Raw genomic sequence first — 25,985 nt, 5'->3', positions numbered from 1 at the left:
TATAATTAGTCTAAATAAATTTAAAGTGCAAAATTAGTATCTAAGGGAAGAGAAAAATGACGCATTATGGATAAAAAAAGACGCAAAAAAAAGTCACTTATAACTCAAACATACAACACGAAAAAGATAGATACATTATATACTGTTTCAGAGCTAATAACCTCAAGTGAACGCTGCGGAATTATTTCCAAAAAACACCAATTTCTTCCAGAATATGGTATTGGTAATTTCCAAACACATCAGTTTGAAGGGTTATCTATTATTATTTTCGATGTCTTATTTAAACAAGATTTACTCATTGAAGGAACTCTCCAAGATGATTTTTTAGAAATGTCTTTTTTGATCGAGGGAGAGCAGATTATTAAAATCGAAGGAGTTACTGATGATTTAATTTATGAAAGTCAGGAATGCTATCTCTTATATCTCGAAAATATAAAAGGTAGTATTTCATATCATAAAAGAAAACGGCTTAAAGAAATTAAAATTAGAATGAGTATGGATTTCATCAAAAGACACAAATTAAACGATGAATATAATATCGCCGAGAAATACTCTTTACTAAAATTACAAAGCCATTTTTTAAAACCTTTGTGCTCCAAAACTCAAGATATACTTTCAGAAATTTTAACCCATAAACGTAAAGGATTATTAAAACGACTATTTCTAGAATCTAAAACTCTCGAATTAATCGCACTAAAACTGGAGACTCCGCCGCAAAACACTAAAATCACAAGTAATTTACCAACAGATAATTTAGTAAAAAAATTATACCAAGTTCAACATATGATTTCATCTGATCTGTCTATTCAATACTCAATTCATCAATTATCAAGAGAGATTGGATTAAATGATTTCGTATTAAAAAAAGAATTCAAAATATTATTTAGGAAAACAATTTTTGAGTTTGCAACCGAATTACGAATGGAAAAGGCAAAACAACTACTACTATACAGTAAAAAACCTATTTACGAAATATCAGAATTAGTTGGCTATAAAAATTCCACTCATTTTACAGCTGCTTTTAAGAAAATAGAAGGAACTACTCCAAAAAAGTATCGAAGTACTCTAGAAAATTGAAAATGTAGTTAGTTTTCTGAAACAGAATTTCTTCGTTTTTCCTTTAAGTATTCTCATTCTATGATGCTAATCTTTCTTTAGGAATTGGTTTATCGGATCTAGAAATACTCCTAATTTTAACCACAGAGAAATGAATTACAAATGTTAACATCATAAATATTGGCATTAATAGTATAGTACCGAGTTCACTTTTACTTTGAAAACCAAAAATCACCATTCCCCAACAAATCAAAACCCATTGGATAACATATAGGGATGTTACATGTTTACTACAATAATAGAAGATTTTATATAAGAAATTGTTTTTAGTTTTCGATAATATCCAATGGAATATTGATAACACTGTAAAGTTCCATCCCGCAAGATAAATTACTCCTCCAGGTCCTAAATGAAAAAAATCATTAAAATGATACGTTTCATTCATAAATACCAATGGGGCACCAACCACAATAAATATGACGCCAACGATAAACATGCGTCTAAATAACGCCTTCTGGTTATATTCATTTTCTATATACCATTTCCCAAAAAACATCCCTAATAATATAAACGATATCCAAGGAAACATAGGAAAATACACCCAATACCCGTCACTCCATAACAATTGAGTTATATAGTGCAATCCATACATTCCTGATTGAATACCTCTCAATTCTGGAGATATGAACGCTATAAGAATTGCTAATCCTAAAAGGATAAATTTATTTTTTGCATAAGCTCTAATAAAAGCTAACACAAGTAAAGAGATTCCTGCTAGTTGTAGTATATCACCGGTTAATAGTAAGTATACATATTTTTCAAAATCTAAAGGCAATTCCCATCCATAAGCCTCTATAAAGCTATCAGGCATTAGTCCTACAATTATAGGCACTAAAAACTTGAGAAAATTCATTAAATAAGCTACTCCAAGAATCATTATCCCTCTTTTTACTGCGCTTTTTACATCCTGATTTCTTGATATCATAAAGGATACTCCCATCGTTATCAAAAAAACCGGTGTTCCTCTTCCAACAAAATGAATAAAATGCCCTAGAAAGGTATCTGATTGTACATCCTGTCTAGCATGAATCCATAATGTATGAACCATAATCATAGCAATAACGCTAAATCCTCTTCCAAAATCTATGGCTAAAATTCTACTTGATTTTATAGTTGACATAAAATATTTTTCTATGAATGTTAGTTGTCTTCAACAAGTTCAGACTTAAAGTTATCTACATCTATTTTTTTAAACTTAGCAATAGGATTTTGTAAAGTTCCTTCCAGAATTAAACTTGCCATAGGATCTGCAAGATTCAACATTTGCTGAGTATTTTTTAGTTGCAATCTATTTAAACAACATCTATCAAATTCTTCTACGAAAAGATCATACTTCTCATATTCTGATTGTAACTCTGGATGTTCCGATTGGTAAGAGTGAATACAAGATGCTACTTCTTGCCAAAATTCATTCTCTGAACACCCAAGATCTCTATCTAAAATCGGAGTCATAAACCTAAAAAAGCAATCGAAAACATCGGTAAAAATTGATAATACTTTCATCTTATCAGAAGTCTCTGTATATAATCGTTTTACTTTTTCAGGCAGTTCTAGTTTTTCATTAAAAACAATAACTTCTTCTGTGATGTCTTTCATCAGAATTTTTACAGGGATATGTTTTTCAAAAACCATAATAATATTCTCTCCATGAGGCATAAAGACAAATCCATAGTGGTAAAAACAATGCAACAATGGTGTTAGATATGCATTCAGATATTTACGAATCCATAAATTTACATCACAAGTGGAAGCTTTAATATGCTCAGCTATTAATGAATTCCCTGCTGTATCCACATGAAGCAGTGCAGCCATCGTCATCAATTGTTGATTCTTTTTTATTTTAGAATGTGGACTTTCTCTCCACAAAGCGGATAACATTTTATTATGAGCATTTGTTTTTCCTAATACTTCATAGAAAGTATTTTGAAAACCGACTGTAGCAACTTCACCAAGCATACTAAAACCGTTTTGTTTTAGATACGTATCCTTACCCAACAATTCAGTAATCCAATTAGTAATATGAGGTGTACTCTTCATATAAGAAGGAGAAAGCCCTCTCATAAAGCCCATATTCAAGATTGACAAAGCAGTTTTGGTATACATTTTCTCAGGGTTGCTCTTATTGTAAAGCGTTCTAATTGATTGTTGAGCAGAAAAGTAATCCTCTCCCTCGCCTAAAAACACCAAGTTTTGATTTGCAACATCCGCCGCAAATACCTGAAGTATCTTGTTATTCCATTGCCATGGATGCACAGGAATAAAAATATATGAGCTAGAGTCTAATCCTAAAGATTCTAATTTTGTATTAAATCGTGCAATTAATTGAATACCTAGCTCTTTTCGCATCAAAGTTTTATATTCTAATTTAGGCACAGAAGTAAAAGTAGTTTTACTTTTATGACCTGCTAACCAATAAATTTTAAAAGGTAGATTCGTTTCTGGAGCATACTGGAGATAATCCTGGCTATCAAAACCTATTCTTCCATTATTTGCTACAAAACAAGGATGGCCTTCGCTCATTGCATGCTCTATAACCTGAAATGAGCTATCTATTAACTCTCTTGAAGAAAATGTATTATTTACTTCTTTATAAGCAGCACTTGATAACGTGCTAGATATTTCTTCTAAATATATCGAAAGTAAGTGTTTTGGTATTTCTAATGTATACACAAAATCAATAATAAACTTTAATGCATCAATTGGTTCTGATCTACCATTAACTTTTTTAATAATGGAAGTTTCATCAATACCCCAATGATCAAGCCCATATTTTTGGGCTTTAAATTCATACGTTATTCCAGGAGTATCGGCAATTAGCACATATTTATTCCACTTTTGGTTATTTGTCTCTTGTTGAGGTTTAAAAAGTAATTCGTGTGAAAATTCGCTAATTGCTTTGCTTACAAGAGTTCTATTTACTCTTGCCCAAGTCGATGGGTTTAGGTGGTTATAAGTCTCCACCAATGAATCGGATATATCTAAGTTGGCCATTGGTTTTATTTTTTCTCTAAAAGCATTTTTTGCTTTTCTATAATCATGTGCTTCGCAAAAAGCTAGTGCCGCAGTTTTTTCTGGTAATTCAATTTCTTTTCGATAAATAAACCCTGCTTTTTTATTAAGCCTATGAATCTTTTCATTTCGAACATCTGGTTCTACGACTATTCTCTTTACATCTGGTAATTCAAAAAAATATTCGAGCACGGTACTAAAAACATTCCAGGTAAAACCGGTTATTTTATGTTCTGATGGTGCTACCAAAATATGCATGCCGTAATCAGTATCTTTAGCAGAATAATAGTCAGAAATCCTATCTGTTGCTGCTTTGTACTTTTCCATTAAAAAGATGGGAACTCCATTGTAGGTTCCTATAAAAACGTCATAATCTTTTCTAGACACCAATGCAGTATATTCTGAGTGGACTTCTTCTATTGAATCATCTAACATTCCCCAATACCTGGCATATTCCTTTGTTACCCATTTATGAATAGTAGCAATGTCATAATCAAAGTCTAAATGACGTAGATGTATTGTTCCAAAATTTTCGATCGTCCTCGAAAAAACAATATCCTGTACGATTTCAGTGTTTTCCATGATAACCGTTTAATTATGAAACTGTATCTACTAAATCTTTTCTAAAAGCGGCAATGGGATTCTTTAGTTTACCTGCAAACTGAAGTAACGCTACAGGGTCATCTAAATCAATCATTTGTTTATGATTATTTAATTGCAATCTATTTAAACAAGACAATTGAAATTCTGAAGCAAACAAATCATATTGTTTAAACTTTGCTTCTTTTTCTGGATAACGATCTTGATATTCCTGAATCACTTCTGCAACAATTTTCCAGAATCGTTCTTCTTCAAAATTCGCATGTGCAACTAAAATATGAGACATAAACCTGAAGAAACCATCGAATATATCTGTAAAAATCGAAAGTAATTTTACATCTTCTGGAACGGGAGCATACATACGTTTTAGATGATCAGGCAATTTAACTTCTGGATTTAGAATACAAGCTTCTTCTGTAATATCTTTTAAGAAAGATTTCACCGGAACCTGATCTTCTAATACCATTATGATATTCTCTCCGTGTGGCATAAACACCAAATCAAAATGATAAAAACAATGCAATAACGGACATAAATAGGCTTTTAAATACAGACCCAACCAGTCTTCTATAATCAACCCTGATTTCTGGATAATTCTAGGTAATAAAGCTTCTCCATTATGATCTACGTGTAGGAACGCAGCCATCGTCATTGCTTGTTGTTTTTCTGTTACATTAGCAATAGGACTTTCTCTCCAAAGTGAAGCTAACATCTTATTGTAATCATTGTGAGATCCAAACTCTTCAAAATAAGGGTTCACATAACTTACAGAAGCAATTTCACTTAACATCCTAAAACCTGTTTCCTGAATATATGCGTCATTATAAAGTAATTCTTCTAACCAAACAGCCATTTTAGGTGCAGTCCCAAGATAATACAGAGGTAATCCACGCATAAACCCCATATTTAAAATAGATAGCGCGGTTTTGGTATAGAATTTTTTAGGATGAGTTCTATTAAATAAGGTTCTAATGGACTGCTGAGCAAGGTACTGATCTGGACCATATCCCAAGCATATTAAATTTCCGATAGCAAGTTCTGGTGAAAAGATGTTGGCTAACTTATTAAACCATTGCCACGGATGCATAGGAATAAAGAAATAGTCATCCGGATCAAAACCCTTATTTTTTATATGCTCTCTAAATGTTTGTATTGTTTCGGAATCTAGTTCCTGTTGTATCAAAACATCATAAGATAATGATTCTGTAGCAGCATATACTGCTCTGCTTTTATGACCTGCCAGCCATAGAAGAGAAAAAGAATTACCCGCTTCGGGAGCATACGACCTATAATCACTGCTATCAAAACCAATACGTCCATTATTAGCGACAAAACCAGGATGTCCCTCTGTCATAGATTGTTCAATAGTTTGAAAATCTGCAGTTGTAAGCTCCTTTGAAGTTGGATTCCCTTTTAAAAACTTAAATGCACTACCATATAATGTGCTAATAATCTCTTCTAGATATAAAGGCATTTGTGTATCCTTAATACCCAATTGCTTTCTAAACTCTTTAATAAATAATATCCCGTCTATTATAGCAGACTTACTTTCGTCATATTTTCTTATCGAAGTAGGTTCTATATATAAATGATTTAATGCTAATTGCTTTGCATTAAACTGATATTGTATAGTATGGTTATCCGTTTTTAGAATATAACTTTTCCATCCATCTTTTAGTTGTTCTAAAATAACAGGCTTAATAAGAAGTTCGTGACTAAATTCACAGATGGCTTTTGCGACAAAAAGTGTATTTACTTTAACCCAAACTTCAGGTTGTAAATGGGCTATTGACTGTTGGGGCGAAACGGCATTATCTAACGTATTCATTGCACTTCTTTTATTAATTTTTGAAATTGATGTTAGGTGTTGATATCGATCCCTGTTTAAAAGTGCTATTTGAGCAGTCTTATTGGGGAGTTCTATAATTTTATCCAGTTGAAAACCTATCCGCTGACATAATGCAAACATCTTTTTATTTCGGATATCAGGTTCTACTAGGATTCTATTTACAGAGGAATCTTTAAACACAAAATCCATTATAGCTGTAAATAAATACCAAGTAAAATTTGGGATCTTAACATGTGGCGGAGCAACGATGATATGAATCCCACAGTCTCCTTTTTCCACGCTATAGAGTGTACTTATAATATCTTCTTTGGGATTATATCTTTCTAATACAAAAACCGGTTTACCTTTAAAAACACCTACAAAAACATCATAATGTTCCGGCTCCATCAATTTTATATATTCTTGTCGTACCTGTTGTAAATCGTATCCTTGCATTCCCCAAAAAATAGCATAGTCCATATTTACCCATTTGTGCAATATCTCGCTGTCTTCAGATATTCTAAAAGGTCGTATCTCTATGGTCCCAAAATCAGAAAAGCTTTTTGAATAGATTTTATGATACTGATGCTGTATGTTATTGGCTGTTTTTTCCATTCAGAATTTCTTATGACTTAACTAATTGTTTAGAAGTGAGTTTTGGAGCAACTTTAAAAATTAAATAATACAGCAATAAAGTGATACTAAAACCACCTAAAGCAACCAAAAAGGGAATTCTCAATCCATGATTATCTACTAGTAGCCCCACAGAAAAAGACGATAGCAACACTCCTAAGTTTTGAAAAAAATGTACCTTACTATAATCCATAGCATAAGAATCTGGTGTACTAAATTTAAAGAGCAATACATCAAATTTAACCACTCCTTGAAAAATTGCCCAACCATAAATTATTCTACCTATTATTACTGTTATTTCTGTAGAAAGCCCTTGAAGAAATAATCCAGTGATACCTATTAATAATATTGACACCATCTGTTGCCATACATTATTTGTTTGTTTTCTCTTCGTATTTATCCATAAAGCAATAAGCGCTACAAAACCTGGTATTGCATATATTGTACCTGATACTAATTTAGAATTGTGAGTTGAAATACTTTCCCAATAGGTTGCAAAAAATGGTCTAATTAAAAAATCACTGAAATACAAAATCATTGTTATCAACCCTATTTTGAGAATGAAACCTTTTGGGATCATTTTAGTGGGTTGTTTTGAAGACACTTCTGGTTCGGAAACTTTAGTAGTATTATATTTTTTACTTTTCAAAAGATAAGCGCTCATTCCCATTTGGATAAAATCTCCTAATGCCATGATCAAAAAAATATAACTAGCATCGATAAAATCAACTGTAGCACCTCCTATCACCGCTCCTAATATCCCGCCTAGATGAACTACTACAGATAATAAACCAATTGTTTTTGGATGTTCTTTTTTAGTAATAATTTTCAGGATATATGGATATACCAGCAAATAACTTCCTTTAAATAAGATCATTAGTAAGGAAATGATCCAGAAGTTTAGATATGATGTAGTTACATAACAACATAAAGCTAATATTCCCGCTATGAGCTGGGTATATATTAAGATATTTAGCTCTGTTACCTTTTTAGAAATGTATGCCCAGAATGGAAAAGAAATCATAACCATAAAGCAAATCGCGGCAAAATAATATCCAACCAATTCTGGATCTGTTATTCCAAATCGAGCTTCAAAAAATTGAGGATAAAATGGATGCAGTAAATAATCACTTACTACCGCAACTAAGGTCATTACAATCAAGAAATTTTTCATTAGATTATATAGTTACGTCATTGATGTTTCTATCACAATTTCTTCTTCCTTTCTAACTTCAAATTGTTGAAATGCAATTCTATTTTCGATAGGATAATAATCTGCCCCTGTTAGTTCCCTAATAATGTATGAATTGCGATAAGCCGCCATCCCTAAATCAGGAGTAACAAAACCGTGCGTATGTAATTCTGCATTTTGCACAAAGATTTCATTACCGAGATGATCTATCGCATAATTACGATGTACATCATACATGCCTTTTTCATCCCATCTAACTCGATCACTAATTCCTTCAATAAAAGCTGGTTTTTGATATTGATATCCAGTAGCTAAAACAAGTGCTTCCGTTTTATGATTATAATATTTATCCTGTTCGTGTTGATGAATTTCGAGATAGAATGTACCTATAGTTCCGTCATACGTCGCTTTCCGTAGCTCGGAATTAGTTCTCAAGTTGATTTTGATATCTCCATCTAATCTTTTAGTATATATCAAATCAAAAATGTCAGCAATCAAATCTTGATTAATTCCTTTATACAGATGTTTTTGACCCTTAATTAATTGATTTCTTTTACTTTGAGGTAAATTATAAAAGTAATCTACATACTCTGGAGAAGTCATCTCCAATGTAAGCTTTGCATATTCTAAAGGAAAAAATCTTGGAGACCTTGTGATCCAGTTTAATTCATATCCATTATCATCTATTTCCTGCAATAGATCGTAAAAAACCTCAGCTGCACTTTGTCCACTACCCAATACTGTTATGGATTTTTTGGATTGTAATTGTTTTTTATTGGGCAAATAAGAACTAGAATGAATGGCCTCTTTTTTCAAAGAATCGCAACACATAGGAATGTATGGACTAGTACCTGTACCTAAAACAAGTTTTTTCGTTTTATAAACTTTCTGTTCATTCGTTTTTACACATCTCGAAAAGATGGTATAATAACTTTCTTTTTCTTGATAAGCAACCTCCAGTACTTCCGTTTCAAAATGTATATTAGACAACTTATTTATTGCCCATTGGCAATATTGATTGTATTCCTTTCTAAGTAAAAGAAAATTCTCACGTATATAAAAAGAATAGATTCTTCCTTTTTCTTTGATATAGTTTAGGAAACTAAACGGATTTGTAGGATCCGCTAAAGTGACTAAATCTGCCATAAAAGGAATCTGTAAGGTTGTATCCTGTAACATCATTCCGGGATGCCAATCAAATTTTTCTTTCTTATCCAAAAACAAGCCATCCAATTCCGTAATTGGTTCTGACAAACAGGCTAATCCTAAATTCATCGGACCAACTCCAATACCAATAAAATCAAATATTTTTTCTTCTTTCTTCATAATACTTTCCTTTTTTAATGCTGATTATTGGTGTCATACGTTTTCCCTGTTTCTTTTATCATTTGGATGATATTTAACAAATCATCAATAGTACTCTTAGGATTTAATAACGTAAATTTCAGGTAGGTTTTTCCATTAAATTTAGTACTAGCTACGGAAGCTTGACCGGATTTAAATAAAGTGTTTTTAATATGTAGATTTATGTTATCATGTAGTACATCTGATACTATTCCTGGAGCTTTAAATCGAAAAACTAATGTGCTTAATTCTGGTTTATGAGCTAATTCAAAAAAGACGTCATCTTTGATATTATAATAAAGATCTAAAGCTAGGTAATGTACTTTTTCCAGGAATGCGCTTATATTTTTTTCGCCAGTCATCTTTAGGGTAAACCAGAGTTTAAGAGCATCAAATCTTCTAGTAGTCTGGATTGATTTTTCAATAAGATTAGGACAATCTTCATCCCTATGTTCTAATGGATTTAGATAATCCGCATAATAGGAGATGTATTTAAAGTGTTCCGTATCTTTTACTAGAAAAGCACTTGAACAAACAGGCTGAAACATCGTTTTATGAAAATCAATAGTAACAGAGTCTGCTTCTTTAATACCACTTAAAAGGTGACGATGCGTATCCGTTAACACATAACTACCTCCGTAAGCCCCATCTACATGAAACCAGATATTATATTCTTTGGCAATTTTTGCTATGGTATCTAGGGGATCGAAACTACCAAAATCGGTGGTACCGGCAGTTGCAACAATGGCGATCGGTATATTTCCGATTTGTTTTTCTTTTTCTATGGCCTGTACCAATGCGCCTACCTTCATTTTCATCTTTTCATCCGTTTCCACAGGAATTACAGAATTGTACCCCATACCCATAAGTGCAGCATTTTTTCTAATACTAAAATGGGCTTTATCCGAACAGAAAAAACGAAATTTAGATACTACATCTGACCAACCATTCTCCTTCAGGTTTAACCCAAAATGTTTAAAAGCGTAATCATCTCTGGCCAATAGCAATGCCATAAAATTAGATTGTGTTCCTCCACTAGTAAAAACTCCGTCAGCGGTTGATGGCAAATTCATTTTATTACATATCCAACGAATCATTTCTTGCTCGATATAGGTTGCAGAAATACTTTGATCCCAAGTTTCTACTGCTGTGTTTACAGATGAAGCAATCAAATCACCGACTAAGGCAGGAAGTAAAACAGGACAATTAAGATGAGCTACATAGTTTGGATTATGGAATGCAATCGTATGATCCAGATACAACTCTTTGATTTCTTCAAGAGTATCATGTAACGATAGTGTTTCATCATGATTAGGAGTTAGTAATTGTTTCTTTTCTTCAAAATCACATACTTCTCCAGGATAAAAATGATCTCTATCCAAATAAGACATCACATATTGTAATGCTTTATGAATATATTCTTCATATGTATATTTGGATTGAGTATCGAAAAAATGATCAACTTTTTGATCTAAGACTAGGTTTGCTTGTGTGTCGAGGAGCATATTATTTTTATTTGGTCTAAATAAGCTTTGCAAATTTAGACGCAAACAAAAGTATATTTATGACGTATTTTGGATAAAAAAAGACGTCGAATGATCTTTCACAACTATTTAATTTTTAAATAACATCTCTTTAAAATTTATTTAAGAATATATCACGGTTTTTAACACAAAGGTTGCAACCTATACACCCACTCTAAAATACTTATTATCAAAATCACACACACTAAAACTTTATAAAACTCTTTTAACTACTATCTATTATACTTTTCATTATTAAAAAAAATCATCAACAAAGAGTAAAGTGCAACAGTAATTATTTTAAAACGTTTTTTTATATAATTTAGCAATATATCTTTATTAAATTATTTGAATAAAAAAACTACATCTGATTCTACCAAAGAAGCTAAATTCTCTAATTTGTTTGATAGACATTATAAGAGATTATACAATTATGCCCTAAAAGTTTTAAAAGAAACCGAACTTTCCGAAGAACTAGTTCAAGAAACATTTATCAAACTCTGGGAAAACTTCGAGCATATTAACCAATCGGAACGTTCTATAGAATCATTTTTAATTACTACACTCAAAAATAAAATTATCGATGCTTATAGAAAAAAGCAAACTAGAGAGAAACACACAAATATATATGCCCTCAATACAAGTGTTGAAACTCAGATCGATAAACAATGGGAATTAATAGAACGTATTGAAGATATATATACTACACTAGAGAAAAAAACAACAGATATCTTCAAGTTATCTAGAGATAAAGGGTTAACCTATAAAGAAATTTCCAAAAAAAAAGACATTTCTATAAAAACCGTAGAACTCCATATTTCAAAGGCCTTAACAGCATTTAAGAAAGGCTTAAAAGATTATTTTTAAAAAAAACATAGATTTTCAATAGGGTAGTCTTGCTTCACATACGTCTTATAAGTAATTAACACCTTGTTAGGTATGGAGCAATTTAAAATTACAGAAAATGAACTTTGGGAATATATTTCCAAAACTGCTGATGATAATACTATCTTAAAAGTAGAAAGATGGATAGATTCTCCAGATTTTGATGAAGGCTTATTTACTAAAATAACTGCTATTCATGGGCATACTTTTGAGAAATACCCTTCTGTCGAACAAGCAAAAAAACGTTTTTTCAGCACAGTAAAACCAAAAAGATTTGTTTGGAAAGAAATGCTAAAATATGCAGCAATCTTTGTAATACTCATTTCTGGGATTTATTTCTACAATAACGAATCTTCCAATAAGAATCAAATAGTCGTGCAGACAACTTTTGGTGAACAAAAAACTATTCAACTATTAGATGGTTCCAAAGTATGGTTAAATGGTTCTAGTAATTTATCTTATAATTCAGAAACTCCAAGAACTTTATATCTGGAAGGAGAAGCATTTTTTGAAGTTGCAAAAGATACGTTACACCCGTTTACCGTAACTACAGCCGATCATATTACAGTAAAAGCATTAGGTACCAGTTTTAATGTAAAATCATATACAGATAGTGCTACTACTGAAACAAAATTACTAACTGGAAAAGTGGCCGTTACTTCTGACAAGCAGTTTGAAAAAAGGATAATTCTAATCCCAAATCAAAAAGTAACTTTCTATAAGAAAACTAAAGAAGTATTGAAATCGAATATGGATTCTAATGAATCCAATATTGCGTGGAAAGAAGGAAAAATACAATTCGAAAACAAAACCTTTAGAGAAATAGCAATCGATTTAAAGGCTCAATTTGGTATACCAATACGCTTTAAAAATGAAAATATTTCAACTACTAAATTCACTGGAACTTTTGAAAACACAACTCCTATGGATGAAATCTTTGAGATATTAAAAATTTCAAAAGACTTTACATATCAATTAAATACAAAAACAAATGAGTGGATAATACAATAAAAAAAGTGGGAAAACTGGCATTTTCCCACTATAAAAGTTAAAAAATTCTAATCGCGAAATCAGTATCAATTAACAATATTCAAATGTATGAAAATATACCATTTTGGGGCCATACCAAGGCCAAAAAATAGTTATGGAAAACTCTTTTTTTTAATGAAATTATCCTTCTTTTTTTATCTGGTCTTTTGTTTTCAACTCTTGGGATTCAATGGATTCTCTCAAAACAGTGTTACACTAGAAGAAGAAAATAGTTCGTTACAATCAATTATCAATAAAATTGAAGAACAGACATCTTATACCTTCATCTTTAGTAATGATGTAATCGATGTAGATCAAAATTTCAGTATCAGAGTTATAAAGAAGGATATAGCCGAAACTCTTGTCTTGCTTTTTAAGGATACTACGGTTTCTTATAAAATCAAAAAAAATCATATCATTCTTTCTAAAGCTAAAAAACAAGATGATGATTATACTATCAGTGGGATTGTTAGAGATGCAAATACAGGCGAAACACTTTTAGGTGCCAGTATTATTATCAAAAATAATAACAACGGAATATTTACCAATGAATATGGCTTTTATTCTATAACGTTACCTAAAGGAGGCTATCTTTTGGAGATTTCTTATTTAGGCTATTCCACTAAAACCTTAGATGTTGAGTTAAACAATGATTTGAGCATAAAGATAGAGCTTAAGCCATCCTCAAATGAATTAGACGAGGTAATAATACAGACAAATCAGAATAACAAAAGTCAGGTAGCACCAATTTTAGGAGGAACTACCAATTTAACAGCTTCAGAGATTAAGAAATTACCATCTCTTTTAGGAGAACCAGATATTTCACGAGCAGTTTTAACTCAACCAGGTATCAGTAGTATTGGTGAAGGAACCAGTGGTTTCAATGTAAGAGGTGGAAATGTGGATCAAAATTTAATTCTACTAGACGAAGCACCTTTGTATAACACCTCTCATTTGTTTGGGTTATTTTCCATTTTCAATGCAGATGCAGTTAAAATATTAAAATTATATAAAGGTGAAATTCCTGCTCGTTTTGGAGGAAGAGCATCATCAGTATTAGAAATTCGACAAAAAAATGGAAGTTTAAAGAGAATTAAAGGAGAAGGTGGATTGGGATTATTGTTTTCTAAATTAACAATAGAAGGTCCTATTAAAAAAGACAAAATCAGTTTCTTAGCTTCTGGCAGAAGATCATATTTCGATGTGTTTTTCCCATTATTTAGAGGTAACGAGGCTGTCGATAAATTTCATTTTTATGATTTAAACACAAAACTTAGCTGGAATATCAATAAAAATAATAGGTTATATGTCTCAGGTATTTTTGCTGCAGATGTCTTAAAATTTAATCAAAAAGAAGAAAATGGAGAAGGTGGATTTGATACTGATTTGGACCTAGGATGGACAAACACTACCGCTACCATACGATGGAATCACACTTTTTCAAATAGATTATTTTCTAATATAACAGGTATTTACAGTAAATATGATTTCTCATTAGGGCAAAGAGAAGATCTTCGGGAAGAAGAAATTGAGGAAAACATTGAAGAAACTGTTGAGAGATCTATTGAGAATTGGATTTTTAAACCTGATTTTACTTATTATTTAAACCCTAGTACCCAAATGCGATTTGGGCTTTCTGGTAACTTATATCAATTCGTTCCCAAAATTACCGGTACAGCAGGTAAACAAGTTCTGGATAAAGAAAAAGCATTAGAACTCGCAGCCTATTATAGTATTCAAAAACAATGGAATAAATTATCATTACAGACCGGTTTAAGATATTCTTGGTTTGCAAATTTTGGGGAAGAAAACATTGCTATCTACGACCCTAATCTTCCGCAAACACAAAACTCAATTATAGGAAACAGAAGTGTAAAGAATAATGAGATATCTAAAACTTATTTTGGACTTGAACCACGCATATCTTTAAAATATGATATTAATGATCAAAAAGCTTTTAAAATAGGATATAATAGAATTTTTCAATACATCCATTCCATCAATAGGCAAACGATAACATTACCAAACGATAGTTGGAAACCATCCGGTGAGCATATTGCTCCCTTAAAAGTAAATCAATTTTCTGCCGGATATGCCTATGACACCAAGGATCAAAATTATAACTTTTCGATAGAGGGATACTACAAAACATTTGATGATATAATAGTCTATAAAAATGGTGCTCGATTAGGAGTCTTTGATAATTTAGAAACTGAATTAGTGGCCGCCAAAGGTTTTTCTTATGGACTAGAGTTTGCTGCTCATAAAAACAAAGGAAAACTAACCGGAAATGTAAACTACACCTATTCTGTATCAAAACGGAAAACAAAAAGCAATTTCTCCTCAGAACAGATTAATAGAAATACTTATTTCCCTTCGAATTTTGATAGACCTCATATATTCAATCTTACGGCAAATTATAAATTATCTAAAAAGTGGGAAGTTGGAGCTTTTTTCACCTATCAAACAGGAAGACCCATCACCGAGCCTAATGGTAGGTTGATTATCGACGGAGATGCATTCATTACGTATTCTGATAGAAACGCTTTTAGAATCCCAAATACACATAGAGCGGACATCTCGTTTACATATACACCTAGAGATAACCCTAAAACTAATTGGAAAGGAAGCTGGAATTTTGGTTTATATAATGTGTATGGTCGTAAAAACGCATTTTCAGTTAATTCTGTTTTTGACAATAACCAATTAGAAACATCTCAAATTTCTTTTATTGCCGCGCCAATTCCATTCATCTCCTACAATTTTAAATTTTAGAACCATGAAGAAACTATATATATATATAACATTCATTTCATTATTCACATTAATAAGTTGTGTTGAGAATATTAGTCAGGATTTTGAGTTTAAAGAGCAGATATTTATCTCAGGATTATTGACTAATGAAGTGGGATTTGTTTCAGTTCAGGTTCAAAAAACCGTTCCAGTAACCGACACGACCTTTAATCCTGTAAATGATGCTCAAATATCCTTATTTATGAAAGATTCATCTGATGATGTATCATTGGTTTCGGATTCTTTTACAGTAAATAATGGAACGTATACTACTTCAGAAATGATTACTCCTATTATAGGCAATACGTATTGGATAGAAGCCATATTACAAGACCAAACTGTACTTATATCAGAAGAGGAAATTTTAAGATCCCCTATTCCTATTACGGATATGGAAAAGACCGATGATAGCATTCGAATTACTTTTACCGGTCCAATTGATGTACAAAATTTCTATTTAATTCAGTTAGAAATCCTTAAAGATGGTACATTAATTTCTGATGAATTGATCGTATCCAATGACAGAATCTTCAATGAAGAGGAAGAAAAAATTCTTGTTATAACTGGTATGAACGAAGGTGAAACATTAAATGTAAACATCAGTAACATTAACTTCACTACGTTTCAGTTTTATAGCAATGTCATTAGTAATCAAGGAAATGAACCAGAAGTATCCTCTTTGTTTTTACCTGTCAACCTAGTTGGTAATATCTCCAATATGACAACAAATGATTTGGTACTAGGTAATTTTGGTGTAGCAGGATTAACTCCTATTACCATAGATTTCTAAGCAGCTACCAAGTATACTTTTTTAATAAGTAAATCAAGATAATAACCTATCCTGATCCTATACTTTGATTTTAATTAATTACAACATTTTAGGAGGTTACCTTAATGGAGGTGTACCCTATCAGATTATTACAAACAATTCAAAAATTAAATTATTATGAAACATTACCGCATGTACACAACAGTCCTTATTTTATCATTATTTTTCATAAGCTGCGACTCTGATGATGATATCGTTATTGATGAACCTCTTGAAATATCACAAGAAATTAAGGATTTAATTTATTTTAAAGGTGATGAAGATGCTCCTATCGTTCTGATCAATGTGCAAAGTGGTCCTGATACAGCACTTAGTACAGATGAAGTAGACGAAATTTTTCAAACTTTTGATACTACCGACCTTTTAGCTGTAAACGTGCACCAAGCACAAACATTAAACCCAAACCCATTTGAAAATGATGATATCACATTTAATCAAGCAATTAACTTTAACTCAGAAAGTGTGGAAATGCTGTACAAGGTTGTCAATTATTTTAAAAATCAAGGCAGAACAGTCTATGTATTAGGAATTTCATTTGGAGCTTTCGTGACACAAGATCTTATCGCAAAGAAAGGGATAGATGTAGCAGATAAGTATTTGATTATGGCAGGTAGATTAGATATGGAAACTGTTATGTGGGAAGCTTTTTCTGAAGGAAGGGCTGGGTATTTCGAAAACGGAACTAATCCAATTCCGGATCAAGAACCAGAAATGGATGTTATCGATAGAAATTTAAACCGATTAGCTGCCGGATTTGCAATGAATAGATACACTGAACTTCTTGATTCTTTTGATGACTTATCTAGCATTACCTACGTATACGGAGAAGTAGATCAAGCAGTTGGTAGACTTACAACTTCAGAAATTGAACTTCTACAGTCTAAAAACACAAACATAATCACAGGTTCCGGAGACCACGACCAAACGATTAATGACTTCATTGAGCAAGGGTTTGACGAAGCATTTGGTATACAATTGCAATAATCAATAGTACTACTATCTATAAATAGTAAAACATAGATTTCGAAGTAGTTTTAAATAAAATCGAGTATTTTACTTTAACTACAAAAAAGCCAGTTATTTTGATAACTGGCTTTACTATTATTAATAATCTTCTATCTAAAATAATCTTTTCATTAAGTGTCTTATTAATTATTTAGTAATTCTAAAGCGCGTTCTATTCCACCATCTTTTTCTTCTTGAAAGTCTAGAGTTGATAAAAATGGCATCCTGTTTTCTTGATTTTCGGGACCAATTCCAACTGCTTCAAAAACTTCTCCTTGCGCATCACTATATACTTCATTAGATAATCCTACTTCTGCTCCATTAGGTAATATATGAGTAAGAATAGTAGAGAAAGCACCTGCTGTATTTTCTCCTACTATAGTTACATATGGCAAGTCTTTTACGCATAACGCAAAGAGTTCAGCTGCACTTACACTATAAGGGCTCGTTAGTACTATAATATCATCTGTAAACTGAAAGTCCCCTTTTGGTCCTACAGAGAAAGACTTATTCTCCGTAAAGCTATCTCCTAACCTAGCTTTCTTAAAATATGAAATCCGTTCCTGATCCATAAAACGGGATACCATATCTAAAGCGGCAGTATCATAACCCCCATCATTAAATCGTATATCAATAATCAGCTTAGAAACTCCTGATTCTCTTAGGTCGTTCATTATAGTGTCTAATACAGTATTTAATGTTGATAACTCATTACTGAAATTTGTTCCGTATCCTTCCATAGTTCCAATAACAATATATCCAACAGTATCATCGATCAATCCCCATAATATGTTCTCACTATCATCTATTTCGAAATTTCCTTTTAAATACTCCGTGACGATTGTGGTTACTTTTTGATCAACAAGGTTAAAATAATCGTCTTCACTCTCTATTATCAACTCTCCAGTTAGGTTAGCATTTAATCTTTCTAGTAATTTTGGTTCTCCTGAGTTAATTTCAATATCATTATCTTCATCATAGACACTTACGTGGGCATCTTCTAATAAAACAACAAGCTCTTCTAAAACATCATAAAAATTATCCGCTGTAACTTGATCTCTTAAATCCTCATATTGAGACCAGTCTACATTTCTAGTATCAAAAAAAGCATAATGGTCATTAAAAATATTCCAAAAATGATCAAAATTTACTTTTGGATCTTCTGTACTGGAAACCTGATCAGGCAAACAGTTTGGAGTTTGACTTGATAACCGAGTAAATACTATTTCTGAGTCTGATAAATCTGTAGAAGCTACAAGCTCATTTTCGTTAGACAGTTCTAGTTGTAATCCAAAGTAATCTTCTGGAATAAAATCATCATCTTGAATGGAACATCCTATTGTATTTACATTATAAAAAATGTTATTATCATCAGTCAACTCTAAAATGTATCCTTTTTCTTCTGACATCCAAAAACCATTCATTGGATCTTCCACAGGAAGAATGGTGGCGTCATCATCAGATTGACAAGAGAAAATTAAAAACACCATTATATATAGATACCATTTTTTACTAATTGAAAAAGAGAGTTCTTTTTTGATTGTTCGTAATATCATAATTCTGTTTTTTGATTTTTATAAAAAGTAATTTGTTTTAAAAAGATTAATCAGGTTCTATTTATTACAACTGAAGAAAATCGAACCTAATTTTTAAGGTACTCGCTATTTTTAAAAGCGATATCCAATTTTGAGACTCACATAGGGTATCGTATTAATACCTCTCTCCCTATCGTTCCCAAAACCAAGTCCTAAACCTAGCCCTGCTTCGTAATTAAAATGATTACCAATATTTCTTCTAATACCCCAAGTTGGAGCCAGTAATAGATTGTTCAGTGAATTTTTATCATCTTCTGAAACATTATAAAAATGATAACTTGATCTGAACGAGACATAATTTCCACTATTTCCATCTATTCTTTTACCTCTATTAGCTCGCCCATTTAAATTGTAATACCAGCGTGGTTCTAATGCTAAAGCAGGTGCAATATTAGCTGTATTAGGTCCTCCGATACCGATTTCACTGCGCAAGACCACTTGATTGGATAATTTTAGCTCATGATGAACCCACAAATTCAAAATTCCGAGTTGAATTCCAAAAACCGATTTTTCTACTGAAGCTTCTTTTATATTCTGCGAAAACCCAAAATAAGGGCTAGGAAATAACAACAAGACAAAAACTACTTTTCTCATACTTAACATTAATTTGAAAGGTTTTATTAATAAGATTAAGTAGCGTTTTTCCATTTTTACATTTTTGAAGTACTTATGTAAAAGTATAAGTGTCAAAAAAATAAAAAGTAATTTTAAGTCAGGAGAAGTCCTGAAACAATGGAATATTACGAATCAGGACTTTTGTTGAAGTTTTCTGAAGGCTCCAGGAGACATTCCTAGACTAGTATTGAAAGTTTTATAGAAAGCACTTTTAGATTTAAAACCTGATTCCATACCAATAGCTACGATCGAATATTTATTAAATACAGGATCTTGTAATAGTTTTTTAGCAGCTTCAATACGATATTCATTTACAAACTGAATAACACTCTTACTGATTTCTTGATTTATGATCTGCGATAAATATCCTTCGCTTGTTCCCAAGTGGTTTGCTAAATCTAATCTACTTAAAAGTGGATTTTTATATAACTCTTCCTCTTCCATTACTGTATATAATTCTGTAATGATTTTAGAAACAGTAGTTTCATTTATTTTCTTTTTTACAAAAGTATTAGTTGTTTTTTGTGAAACTAAATACTGATGTATTTCATCTTTTTGGGCTATTATCTGTAGTTTAAAAATCCCATAATATAATATCCACCACGACAGAAAAGAAAGTAGTATCCATAGAAAACTGGTGATAAATTCTGAATCATATATATAAAGTTCTATGTTAGATAAAAGCCAACAAATAATAATGCATATAATAAAAAGGTTGAGTCTTAATAACCAACGCTTTTTTTCTATAGAAATCGTATTTGATTTTTTCACCAAATATCTCCCCCAAAAAATTAATAACACATTATATAAAAAAGATAATTGATCCTTAATATCATATGTTATTGCATCAAAATCAGGATTGTAAATATTTAAAACAATATCAAAAAAAGAAACACCAAGTTCAAGAATTACAGAACCGATGAAAGGAAAGTAAAGCAATCTATACCATTTTTTTGTAAGATACTTATGTTCGATATGAATTAAAAAATATGTAAATAAAGCTACTGCAACCAAAAGCTCTAACATAATATTGTCTAAAAATTGTAAGACAAAATTCCCTATCTCATACCAACCTAAAAAGGTTAAACTTGTTAACAAGAATAGAGATAACGCCAGAAATTTATTAGCACGACTTTTATAAAAAGAAGTGGTCACTAATGAGATACTTATAAAGTATCCAATAATTCCACTAACAATAATAGCGAGGTCTAATAGTTTTATATCCAATCCTTGTAAAAATTAATTATAACCAATTATACTCATAACGAATTTAAAAGTGTAGTGTTACATTATGTAATAATAAAAATTATAAAGACTTTATCTTTAAATGTAAGATTCCTGCTAAAAAATAGGACGGAAAGTATTATCAAAAGAAATAGTTAAATAATAAAGCTTCATATAAATATGAAGCTTTCTCCTATAATAATTCTCAATCTGGTTTCTAATTTTAATTGAAATTGAATACCCACAATATATACCTTTCCATTAACAAACAAGATGTTGATTACAAACATAACTTGACAATCCTTAGCATTAAAATGGAATTAAATTAAAATTCTTAATTTAAAAAATATTGGGTGTTTTAACCCTACTCTTTTATCTTCTCTAAATCTAGAATTGTATTAAGTATAAATGTTAATTTTGAATTGATAATTTCAGTTCTGGTTATATTTAAAAGTTAAAGTAAAAAATAGTTTTTTCCTATTTATTTTAAATAAGTAACTTAAACCAATAGTTCAACTACAGCAAAAATAATGGATAATCCTAAAGAAAAATTGCAACGAGCATTTAACAAAGAAGAGCAACAGTTGCTAGAAGAAATCTTAATGCACAGAAGAGATGTACGAGGAAATCATTTTTTAGATACACCAATTCCTGACGGCCATATCGATACTATTTTAGAAGCTGCATTGGTAGCTCCTTCTGTAGGATTTTCTCAGCCTTGGGAATTTGTTATAATCAAAGATCAAACAACCAAACACGCTATAAAAAAAACTTTCTCTGAAAAAACGAAAGAAGCCGCTTTGTTGTTCAAAGACGAAAAACAAAAAGAATATATCAAACTTAAGTTAGAAGGGATTGTAGAGTCTCCTTTAAACATAGCTGTTTTCTACAAGCCAAAAAAAGGTCCTGTATTGGGACAAACCAGTATGCCAAACATGGGTAAATACAGTGTGGTTTGTGCAATTCAAAATATGTGGCTCATGGCTAGATCTCTTAATATTGGGATGGGATGGGTAAGTATTTTAGATCCCGAAAAAGTAAAAAAAATATTAAATGCACCATCAGAAAATCAACTAATTGGTTATTTATGTTTTGGTTACACAGACATGTTTTATAATCAACCCGAATTAAAACTTAAAAAGTGGGACCGCAAAAAAAAACAAAAAGAAGTGGTCGTTCTAGAGAAGTATAAATCTTTGTAAACGACGTATTAATCTCCTATTTATTTTATACCAGTTATTATAAGCTTATCAGGGTTCAAGAATACAAAATCTTTTACTATAATTTCTTTAGGTAAAAATGAAGTATCAATCATTATTGCAAAATAGTGTTTAAACGAAAAATCTTTATGAATACCTTGTTAATGAAAATTGAATGCAAATAAAAAGTCAACCCTGTAAAACGGAACAGAATCCATTTCTGCTTATATCTCGTTCAGGGCAAAATTCTCGTTTTATAAAGTTTTATTAAAATTATAGAAATAAAAAAATCTCATATTTCTGAAAAGCTCTTACAAAATCTTAATGCTTCTCCAAACTTTTTTCTTGACTAAAAGTCTTCATCATTTTTTCGACATCTAGATGGATTTTTCCTTTTACTAACCAAGCGACTGCAAATGCATAAACCGCTACCCACTCTAACCAAAAGGTATAGGCAGGAAATACTTCATCCATATTTATATTTAGTAGTTTCTCTATCGCAAAAATGATAATAAGTGTCCCTACAGCAGCCCAAACGATGATACCACTCCTCTTAAACAATCTATTCCTAGAGGCTGATGCATTGTGATTTAAAACAAATTTGTAAAAACTCATATATCCCAACAAAAAGAAGAAGAAAGCTGCACTGAGCAAATGAATTGTACCTAGTAAACTGTTAGATTGATGACCAAACAAATAGGGAGTATCCGTGAAAAATAAAGTACCTAAAGGATTTTCGGATTTGGTAGGAACCAGTACTGTAATCAAAATACATATTCCTGCTACTGTGGTGATAAAACGATCGCTAAACCGCTCTCCTTCTTGTTTTGGGTATCCACCATAATTGATCAAGATCAAGCCAAAAGCAGATAGAATTAAAATAAAAAACACGCCTCCTGCGGTATAATAATAGTGACTCATACTAGAAAGTAATTGCTGATGTGAAACTAACAATAGTATGGGTAGTGCTAACCCGAGAATTCCTATTGTTTTTCTAAGCGAATACATTGATTTTTTATCTTCCATAATGTACTAATTTTTGTTACTCCAAAAGTAGTATCATAAAACCCTGATAACTATCACAAAAACGGTAAATAAAGGTAATTTTACGACATGGATATATACTGGAAAATTTATATGAATACGGATTTAAGAAATTTCCGTTTTACCAAAGCAACTTTATTAGTTAGTCAGACCTGTCAGGTTTTAATTTATAGTATTGTACATATCCTTTTCTTACACTTTTTACTTACTCAATTCCGAAGTTGCAAACTTCGGAGAGCAGAGTAACCTTTCTATTCTTAAGGCTCTCTACGTGCTTTATCAAATTCTATTTTAAGATGTAATAACTTCTTTTTGATTTCTTCTTTTATTCTATCAACACCTAAATACCATATACTGGTTCCAAAATATTTTTTTAGTGCAGCCCATAATTCCGTATCCTTTTTTAGGTTTGAATCTTCGTAACTTCGTGTAACAAAATTATAATGCTTACCCTGTTTGGCTCCTTCCCAATTACTGGCAGCTCTTCGTTCTTTTTCGGAGAAATATCTTGTATAATTTTTATCTGTAACCAAACAATAATGCTTGAACAAGTTATACGCTCTATGCACATATTTTCCCATTGGTATTAAATTATCCATATTTTCTACAGCATTTAAGCTATGAAATGCAAAACCTATTTGCTCCGTAAATCCATGATAATATTCGGCAGGAGTAAGCTTTAATTTCAAATACTTTGTAGATCTATCATCTTTATACATATTATCAAGCATTTGCTTATTTACCACGACTCCAATCACCGCTCCCTGGGTATAATATGCTTCATTTGCATAAGCTAAGGCTTCTGATTTTGCTTTTTTAAGATTTTTATACGCTCGATCGGTTCTATTTTTTAGGTCTTGATCATTTGGATTGTTCTTAAGCTTCCATTTTACTATTTGATATTCCATTCTAGCTTCAATGACTTTTTTAAGCAAAATCTTCTCATATATTCGATTCTCTGGAGCTATTTTTGCTAAATCCGGGGACAAATTTGTAGGGGCATTACCATTTGCATTCAAAAGCTGGTTTCGCTCTGTATACTTTCTTTCAACTTCCTGTAAAACACGTTGTGATATTAATCGATTGTTTTGGTTAAGTGGATTCAATTGATTTGTATAATCTGTCCAATCAGCTTGATTCATGTTTACCCGCATCATGAGTAAAGAGGCTATTTCTTGTTCTTCTTCATCTTCATTTTTTACTGCTTCATCTTCGATTTGATATGTTCTCCAGTTATCATTCTGATAATATTTTTCGTTACCAGTTTTATCTAGTTCTCCTCTCCCTTTTAATCCAAAAACCTTTTTAGGGACAAAGTCCTGAGCATAAAAATTAATATCATAAACTACGCCTGATTCTCTACCGTTTCCATATTTTTCTTTAAACTCACGATTAAGCCAGTACACAGCAAACTCAGTACCATCACCACTCAGGTTCACATCAATATCTGAGGTAGGATTCATACTTCCAGGCACATTTCCTTTTAAAGGTTTGATAGGCTCATCGACCTCCCATTTTCTATTAAGTCTGTTGTCCTGTCCGTGAATATTATAAAAGTTCTTTTGTCGTTGTCCTTTTTCCCAATCTTTAACTGGTTCTATGGCATCTTGTAACAATTGTTCGGTAATCATTTTTCGATACATCAATAGTACGTTCATCCCATAGTAGTATAAAAATGAATTTCTACTATAGCTTTTTAATCCTTCCGGTGACCCGCTAATTTCATATAATGCGGATCCCTTATAATGTTTTAGGGTTCCGTTCTGAAATTGCTCTAGAACTTTAAACCAATTATTTTCGGCATTTTCATTTACATAAGTATCTGGGTTTTCTGCGGCTTCTTTATTTTTTTCGGTATCATTATTCACCACTCTACGTTGAATAACAAAACTATTTGGTAGTACAATCTTACTATCTTTTCGTTGTATACTAACATTGGTACTGATCATACGGTCTACAGTTTTCTCTCTAGTAGTATCTATCTTATGACCATTTACTATTGTATCTCCCTTTGGCGTACCGTGCAATGTATTATCAATTGCATGCGCTACTTCATGTTTCATATTCTCTGTAGTATCCTTTCCCGGAGCAAAATGAATGTTCTTGCCTTGTATAGTTGCCTCAGCATTTAGTGTTCCTGGAAAAGGAGAATTATGAGTAGCTCTTAAAGAGGAAGTATCCAAACCATATTGACGACCGATTTTCAAAGCTATTTTTTGAAAGCGTGAGGAACCTGTTGGTTTTCGCTGAATAGGTGTTGTTATTTTTTCAGAACTACTTATTACGGATTTTAGTTTGCGTTGTACAGCAATAGCAGGTCGGTTGTCAGTGATAATAGCTTCATCACTAGAACTGGATTCTTGTTGTATATTTTGTACTACCTTTTTCTGTTGTTCTTGAGTGTTCCCTAGTGGTACTTTCATTACTCTTTATTTACTTGTTTTATAAAATAGCACGGATTGCAAATCCGCGCCATCTTGGATATATTCTTTTCTTCTGACTGTGTCTCGTCCTAAAAAAAG

General features: G+C 31.6%; 18 protein-coding genes. 7 read left to right on the top strand and 11 right to left on the bottom strand.

All coding sequences use genetic code 11. The features are described from left to right. Positions 1-66: 66 nt before the first annotated feature. Entirely contained in the window at positions 67-1,077 is a 1,011-nt protein-coding gene (locus tag BMY33_RS14795; protein WP_091410010.1) for a helix-turn-helix transcriptional regulator, read from the top strand. Between the two features lie 58 nt (positions 1,078-1,135). Here the strand turns inward: BMY33_RS14795 and BMY33_RS14790 are convergent, their stop codons facing one another. The 6 genes from BMY33_RS14790 to BMY33_RS14765 are packed head-to-tail and all read right to left on the bottom strand — an operon-like array spanning position 1,136 to position 11,227. Continuing rightward, complete coding sequence (locus BMY33_RS14790; RefSeq protein WP_091410007.1) at positions 1,136-2,236, bottom strand: heparan-alpha-glucosaminide N-acetyltransferase domain-containing protein; 1,101 nt, start codon at positions 2,234-2,236, stop codon at positions 1,136-1,138. A 20-nt stretch (positions 2,237-2,256) separates the two neighbouring features. After that, on the bottom strand, positions 2,257-4,707 hold the full coding sequence (locus BMY33_RS14785) for a GNAT family N-acetyltransferase (RefSeq protein ID WP_244543033.1): 2,451 nt from the start codon (positions 4,705-4,707) through the stop codon (positions 2,257-2,259). Between the two features lie 13 nt (positions 4,708-4,720). Beyond that, entirely contained in the window at positions 4,721-7,168 is a 2,448-nt protein-coding gene (locus BMY33_RS14780; RefSeq protein ID WP_244543032.1) for a GNAT family N-acetyltransferase, read from the bottom strand. Between the two features lie 10 nt (positions 7,169-7,178). Next, the gene (locus BMY33_RS14775) at positions 7,179-8,360 is read right to left on the bottom strand and encodes an MFS transporter (RefSeq protein WP_244543031.1); all 1,182 of its coding nucleotides are present in this window, start codon (positions 8,358-8,360) and stop codon (positions 7,179-7,181) included. 12 nt (positions 8,361-8,372) lie between these two features. Further along, positions 8,373-9,704, bottom strand: a complete 1,332-nt coding sequence (locus BMY33_RS14770) for a lysine N(6)-hydroxylase/L-ornithine N(5)-oxygenase family protein (protein ID WP_170837087.1) — start codon at positions 9,702-9,704, stop codon at positions 8,373-8,375. Positions 9,705-9,718: 14 nt separating this feature from the next. Next, positions 9,719-11,227 (bottom strand): pyridoxal phosphate-dependent decarboxylase family protein, encoded by a 1,509-nt coding sequence (locus BMY33_RS14765; protein ID WP_091410001.1) that lies wholly within the window; start codon positions 11,225-11,227, stop codon positions 9,719-9,721. 366 nt (positions 11,228-11,593) lie between these two features. Between BMY33_RS14765 and BMY33_RS14760 the strand changes: the two genes are divergently transcribed. From BMY33_RS14760 to BMY33_RS14740, 5 genes are all read left to right on the top strand, one after another. After that, positions 11,594-12,112 carry an RNA polymerase sigma factor gene (locus BMY33_RS14760; RefSeq protein ID WP_170837086.1) on the top strand — a complete coding sequence of 173 codons (519 nt, stop codon included), beginning with the start codon at positions 11,594-11,596 and terminating at the stop codon, positions 12,110-12,112. Between the two features lie 72 nt (positions 12,113-12,184). Beyond that, the gene (locus BMY33_RS14755; RefSeq protein ID WP_091409995.1) at positions 12,185-13,141 is read left to right on the top strand and encodes a FecR family protein; all 957 of its coding nucleotides are present in this window, start codon (positions 12,185-12,187) and stop codon (positions 13,139-13,141) included. Between the two features lie 87 nt (positions 13,142-13,228). Next, complete coding sequence (locus BMY33_RS14750) at positions 13,229-15,934, top strand: TonB-dependent receptor (RefSeq protein ID WP_091409993.1); 2,706 nt, start codon at positions 13,229-13,231, stop codon at positions 15,932-15,934. Between the two features lie 4 nt (positions 15,935-15,938). Then, positions 15,939-16,742 (top strand): DUF4249 family protein, encoded by an 804-nt coding sequence (locus BMY33_RS14745; protein WP_091409991.1) that lies wholly within the window; start codon positions 15,939-15,941, stop codon positions 16,740-16,742. Positions 16,743-16,898: 156 nt separating this feature from the next. Then, a complete protein-coding gene (locus tag BMY33_RS14740; RefSeq protein ID WP_139195666.1) occupies positions 16,899-17,765 on the top strand; it encodes a hypothetical protein in 867 nt (288 codons plus the stop codon). 164 nt (positions 17,766-17,929) lie between these two features. Here BMY33_RS14740 and BMY33_RS14735 read toward each other — a convergent pair whose 3' ends face one another. From BMY33_RS14735 to BMY33_RS14725, 3 genes are all read right to left on the bottom strand, one after another. Next, complete coding sequence (locus tag BMY33_RS14735) at positions 17,930-19,342, bottom strand: S41 family peptidase (RefSeq protein WP_091409986.1); 1,413 nt, start codon at positions 19,340-19,342, stop codon at positions 17,930-17,932. A 111-nt stretch (positions 19,343-19,453) separates the two neighbouring features. Then, positions 19,454-19,975 (bottom strand): hypothetical protein, encoded by a 522-nt coding sequence (locus BMY33_RS14730; RefSeq protein ID WP_139195665.1) that lies wholly within the window; start codon positions 19,973-19,975, stop codon positions 19,454-19,456. Positions 19,976-20,128: 153 nt separating this feature from the next. Beyond that, positions 20,129-21,223, bottom strand: coding sequence for a helix-turn-helix domain-containing protein (locus BMY33_RS14725; RefSeq protein ID WP_091409982.1), 1,095 nt, complete (start codon positions 21,221-21,223; stop codon positions 20,129-20,131). Positions 21,224-21,750: 527 nt separating this feature from the next. Here BMY33_RS14725 and bluB point away from each other — a divergent pair. After that, on the top strand, positions 21,751-22,422 hold the full coding sequence (gene bluB, locus BMY33_RS14720) for a 5,6-dimethylbenzimidazole synthase (protein ID WP_091409979.1): 672 nt from the start codon (positions 21,751-21,753) through the stop codon (positions 22,420-22,422). A 318-nt stretch (positions 22,423-22,740) separates the two neighbouring features. Here bluB and BMY33_RS14715 read toward each other — a convergent pair whose 3' ends face one another. Both BMY33_RS14715 and BMY33_RS14710 read right to left on the bottom strand, forming a co-directional pair. Beyond that, a complete protein-coding gene (locus tag BMY33_RS14715; RefSeq protein WP_091409978.1) occupies positions 22,741-23,445 on the bottom strand; it encodes a hypothetical protein in 705 nt (234 codons plus the stop codon). Positions 23,446-23,720: 275 nt separating this feature from the next. Then, positions 23,721-25,886, bottom strand: a complete 2,166-nt coding sequence (locus BMY33_RS14710; protein ID WP_091409975.1) for a hypothetical protein — start codon at positions 25,884-25,886, stop codon at positions 23,721-23,723. Between the last annotated feature and the right edge of the window lie 99 nt (positions 25,887-25,985).

Origin of the sequence: Aquimarina amphilecti (assembly GCF_900109375.1) — a bacterium.
GTDB lineage: Bacteria > Bacteroidota > Bacteroidia > Flavobacteriales > Flavobacteriaceae > Aquimarina > Aquimarina amphilecti.
This window is presented reverse-complemented; position numbering and strand designations above follow the sequence as displayed.

Excerpts from the sequence above, each read along its gene's own strand:
- BMY33_RS14795 (WP_091410010.1), top strand. The coding sequence starts at position 67 with ATGGATAAAAAAAGACGCAAAAAAAAGTCACTTATAACTCAAACATAC.
- BMY33_RS14750 (WP_091409993.1), top strand. The coding sequence starts at position 13,229 with ATGAAAATATACCATTTTGGGGCCATACCAAGGCCAAAAAATAGTTAT.
- BMY33_RS14765 (WP_091410001.1), bottom strand. The coding sequence starts at position 11,227 with ATGCTCCTCGACACACAAGCAAACCTAGTCTTAGATCAAAAAGTTGAT.
- BMY33_RS14755 (WP_091409995.1), top strand. The coding sequence starts at position 12,185 with ATGGAGCAATTTAAAATTACAGAAAATGAACTTTGGGAATATATTTCC.
- BMY33_RS14745 (WP_091409991.1), top strand. The coding sequence starts at position 15,939 with ATGAAGAAACTATATATATATATAACATTCATTTCATTATTCACATTA.
- BMY33_RS14770 (WP_170837087.1), bottom strand. The coding sequence starts at position 9,704 with ATGAAGAAAGAAGAAAAAATATTTGATTTTATTGGTATTGGAGTTGGT.
- BMY33_RS14730 (WP_139195665.1), bottom strand. The coding sequence starts at position 19,975 with ATGAGAAAAGTAGTTTTTGTCTTGTTGTTATTTCCTAGCCCTTATTTT.
- BMY33_RS14740 (WP_139195666.1), top strand. The coding sequence starts at position 16,899 with ATGAAACATTACCGCATGTACACAACAGTCCTTATTTTATCATTATTT.
- BMY33_RS14775 (WP_244543031.1), bottom strand. The coding sequence starts at position 8,360 with ATGAAAAATTTCTTGATTGTAATGACCTTAGTTGCGGTAGTAAGTGAT.
- BMY33_RS14715 (WP_091409978.1), bottom strand. The coding sequence starts at position 23,445 with ATGGAAGATAAAAAATCAATGTATTCGCTTAGAAAAACAATAGGAATT.
- BMY33_RS14785 (WP_244543033.1), bottom strand. The coding sequence starts at position 4,707 with ATGGAAAACACTGAAATCGTACAGGATATTGTTTTTTCGAGGACGATC.
- BMY33_RS14710 (WP_091409975.1), bottom strand. The coding sequence starts at position 25,886 with ATGAAAGTACCACTAGGGAACACTCAAGAACAACAGAAAAAGGTAGTA.
- BMY33_RS14780 (WP_244543032.1), bottom strand. The coding sequence starts at position 7,168 with ATGGAAAAAACAGCCAATAACATACAGCATCAGTATCATAAAATCTAT.
- BMY33_RS14735 (WP_091409986.1), bottom strand. The coding sequence starts at position 19,342 with ATGATATTACGAACAATCAAAAAAGAACTCTCTTTTTCAATTAGTAAA.
- BMY33_RS14790 (WP_091410007.1), bottom strand. The coding sequence starts at position 2,236 with ATGTCAACTATAAAATCAAGTAGAATTTTAGCCATAGATTTTGGAAGA.
- bluB (WP_091409979.1), top strand. The coding sequence starts at position 21,751 with ATGGATAATCCTAAAGAAAAATTGCAACGAGCATTTAACAAAGAAGAG.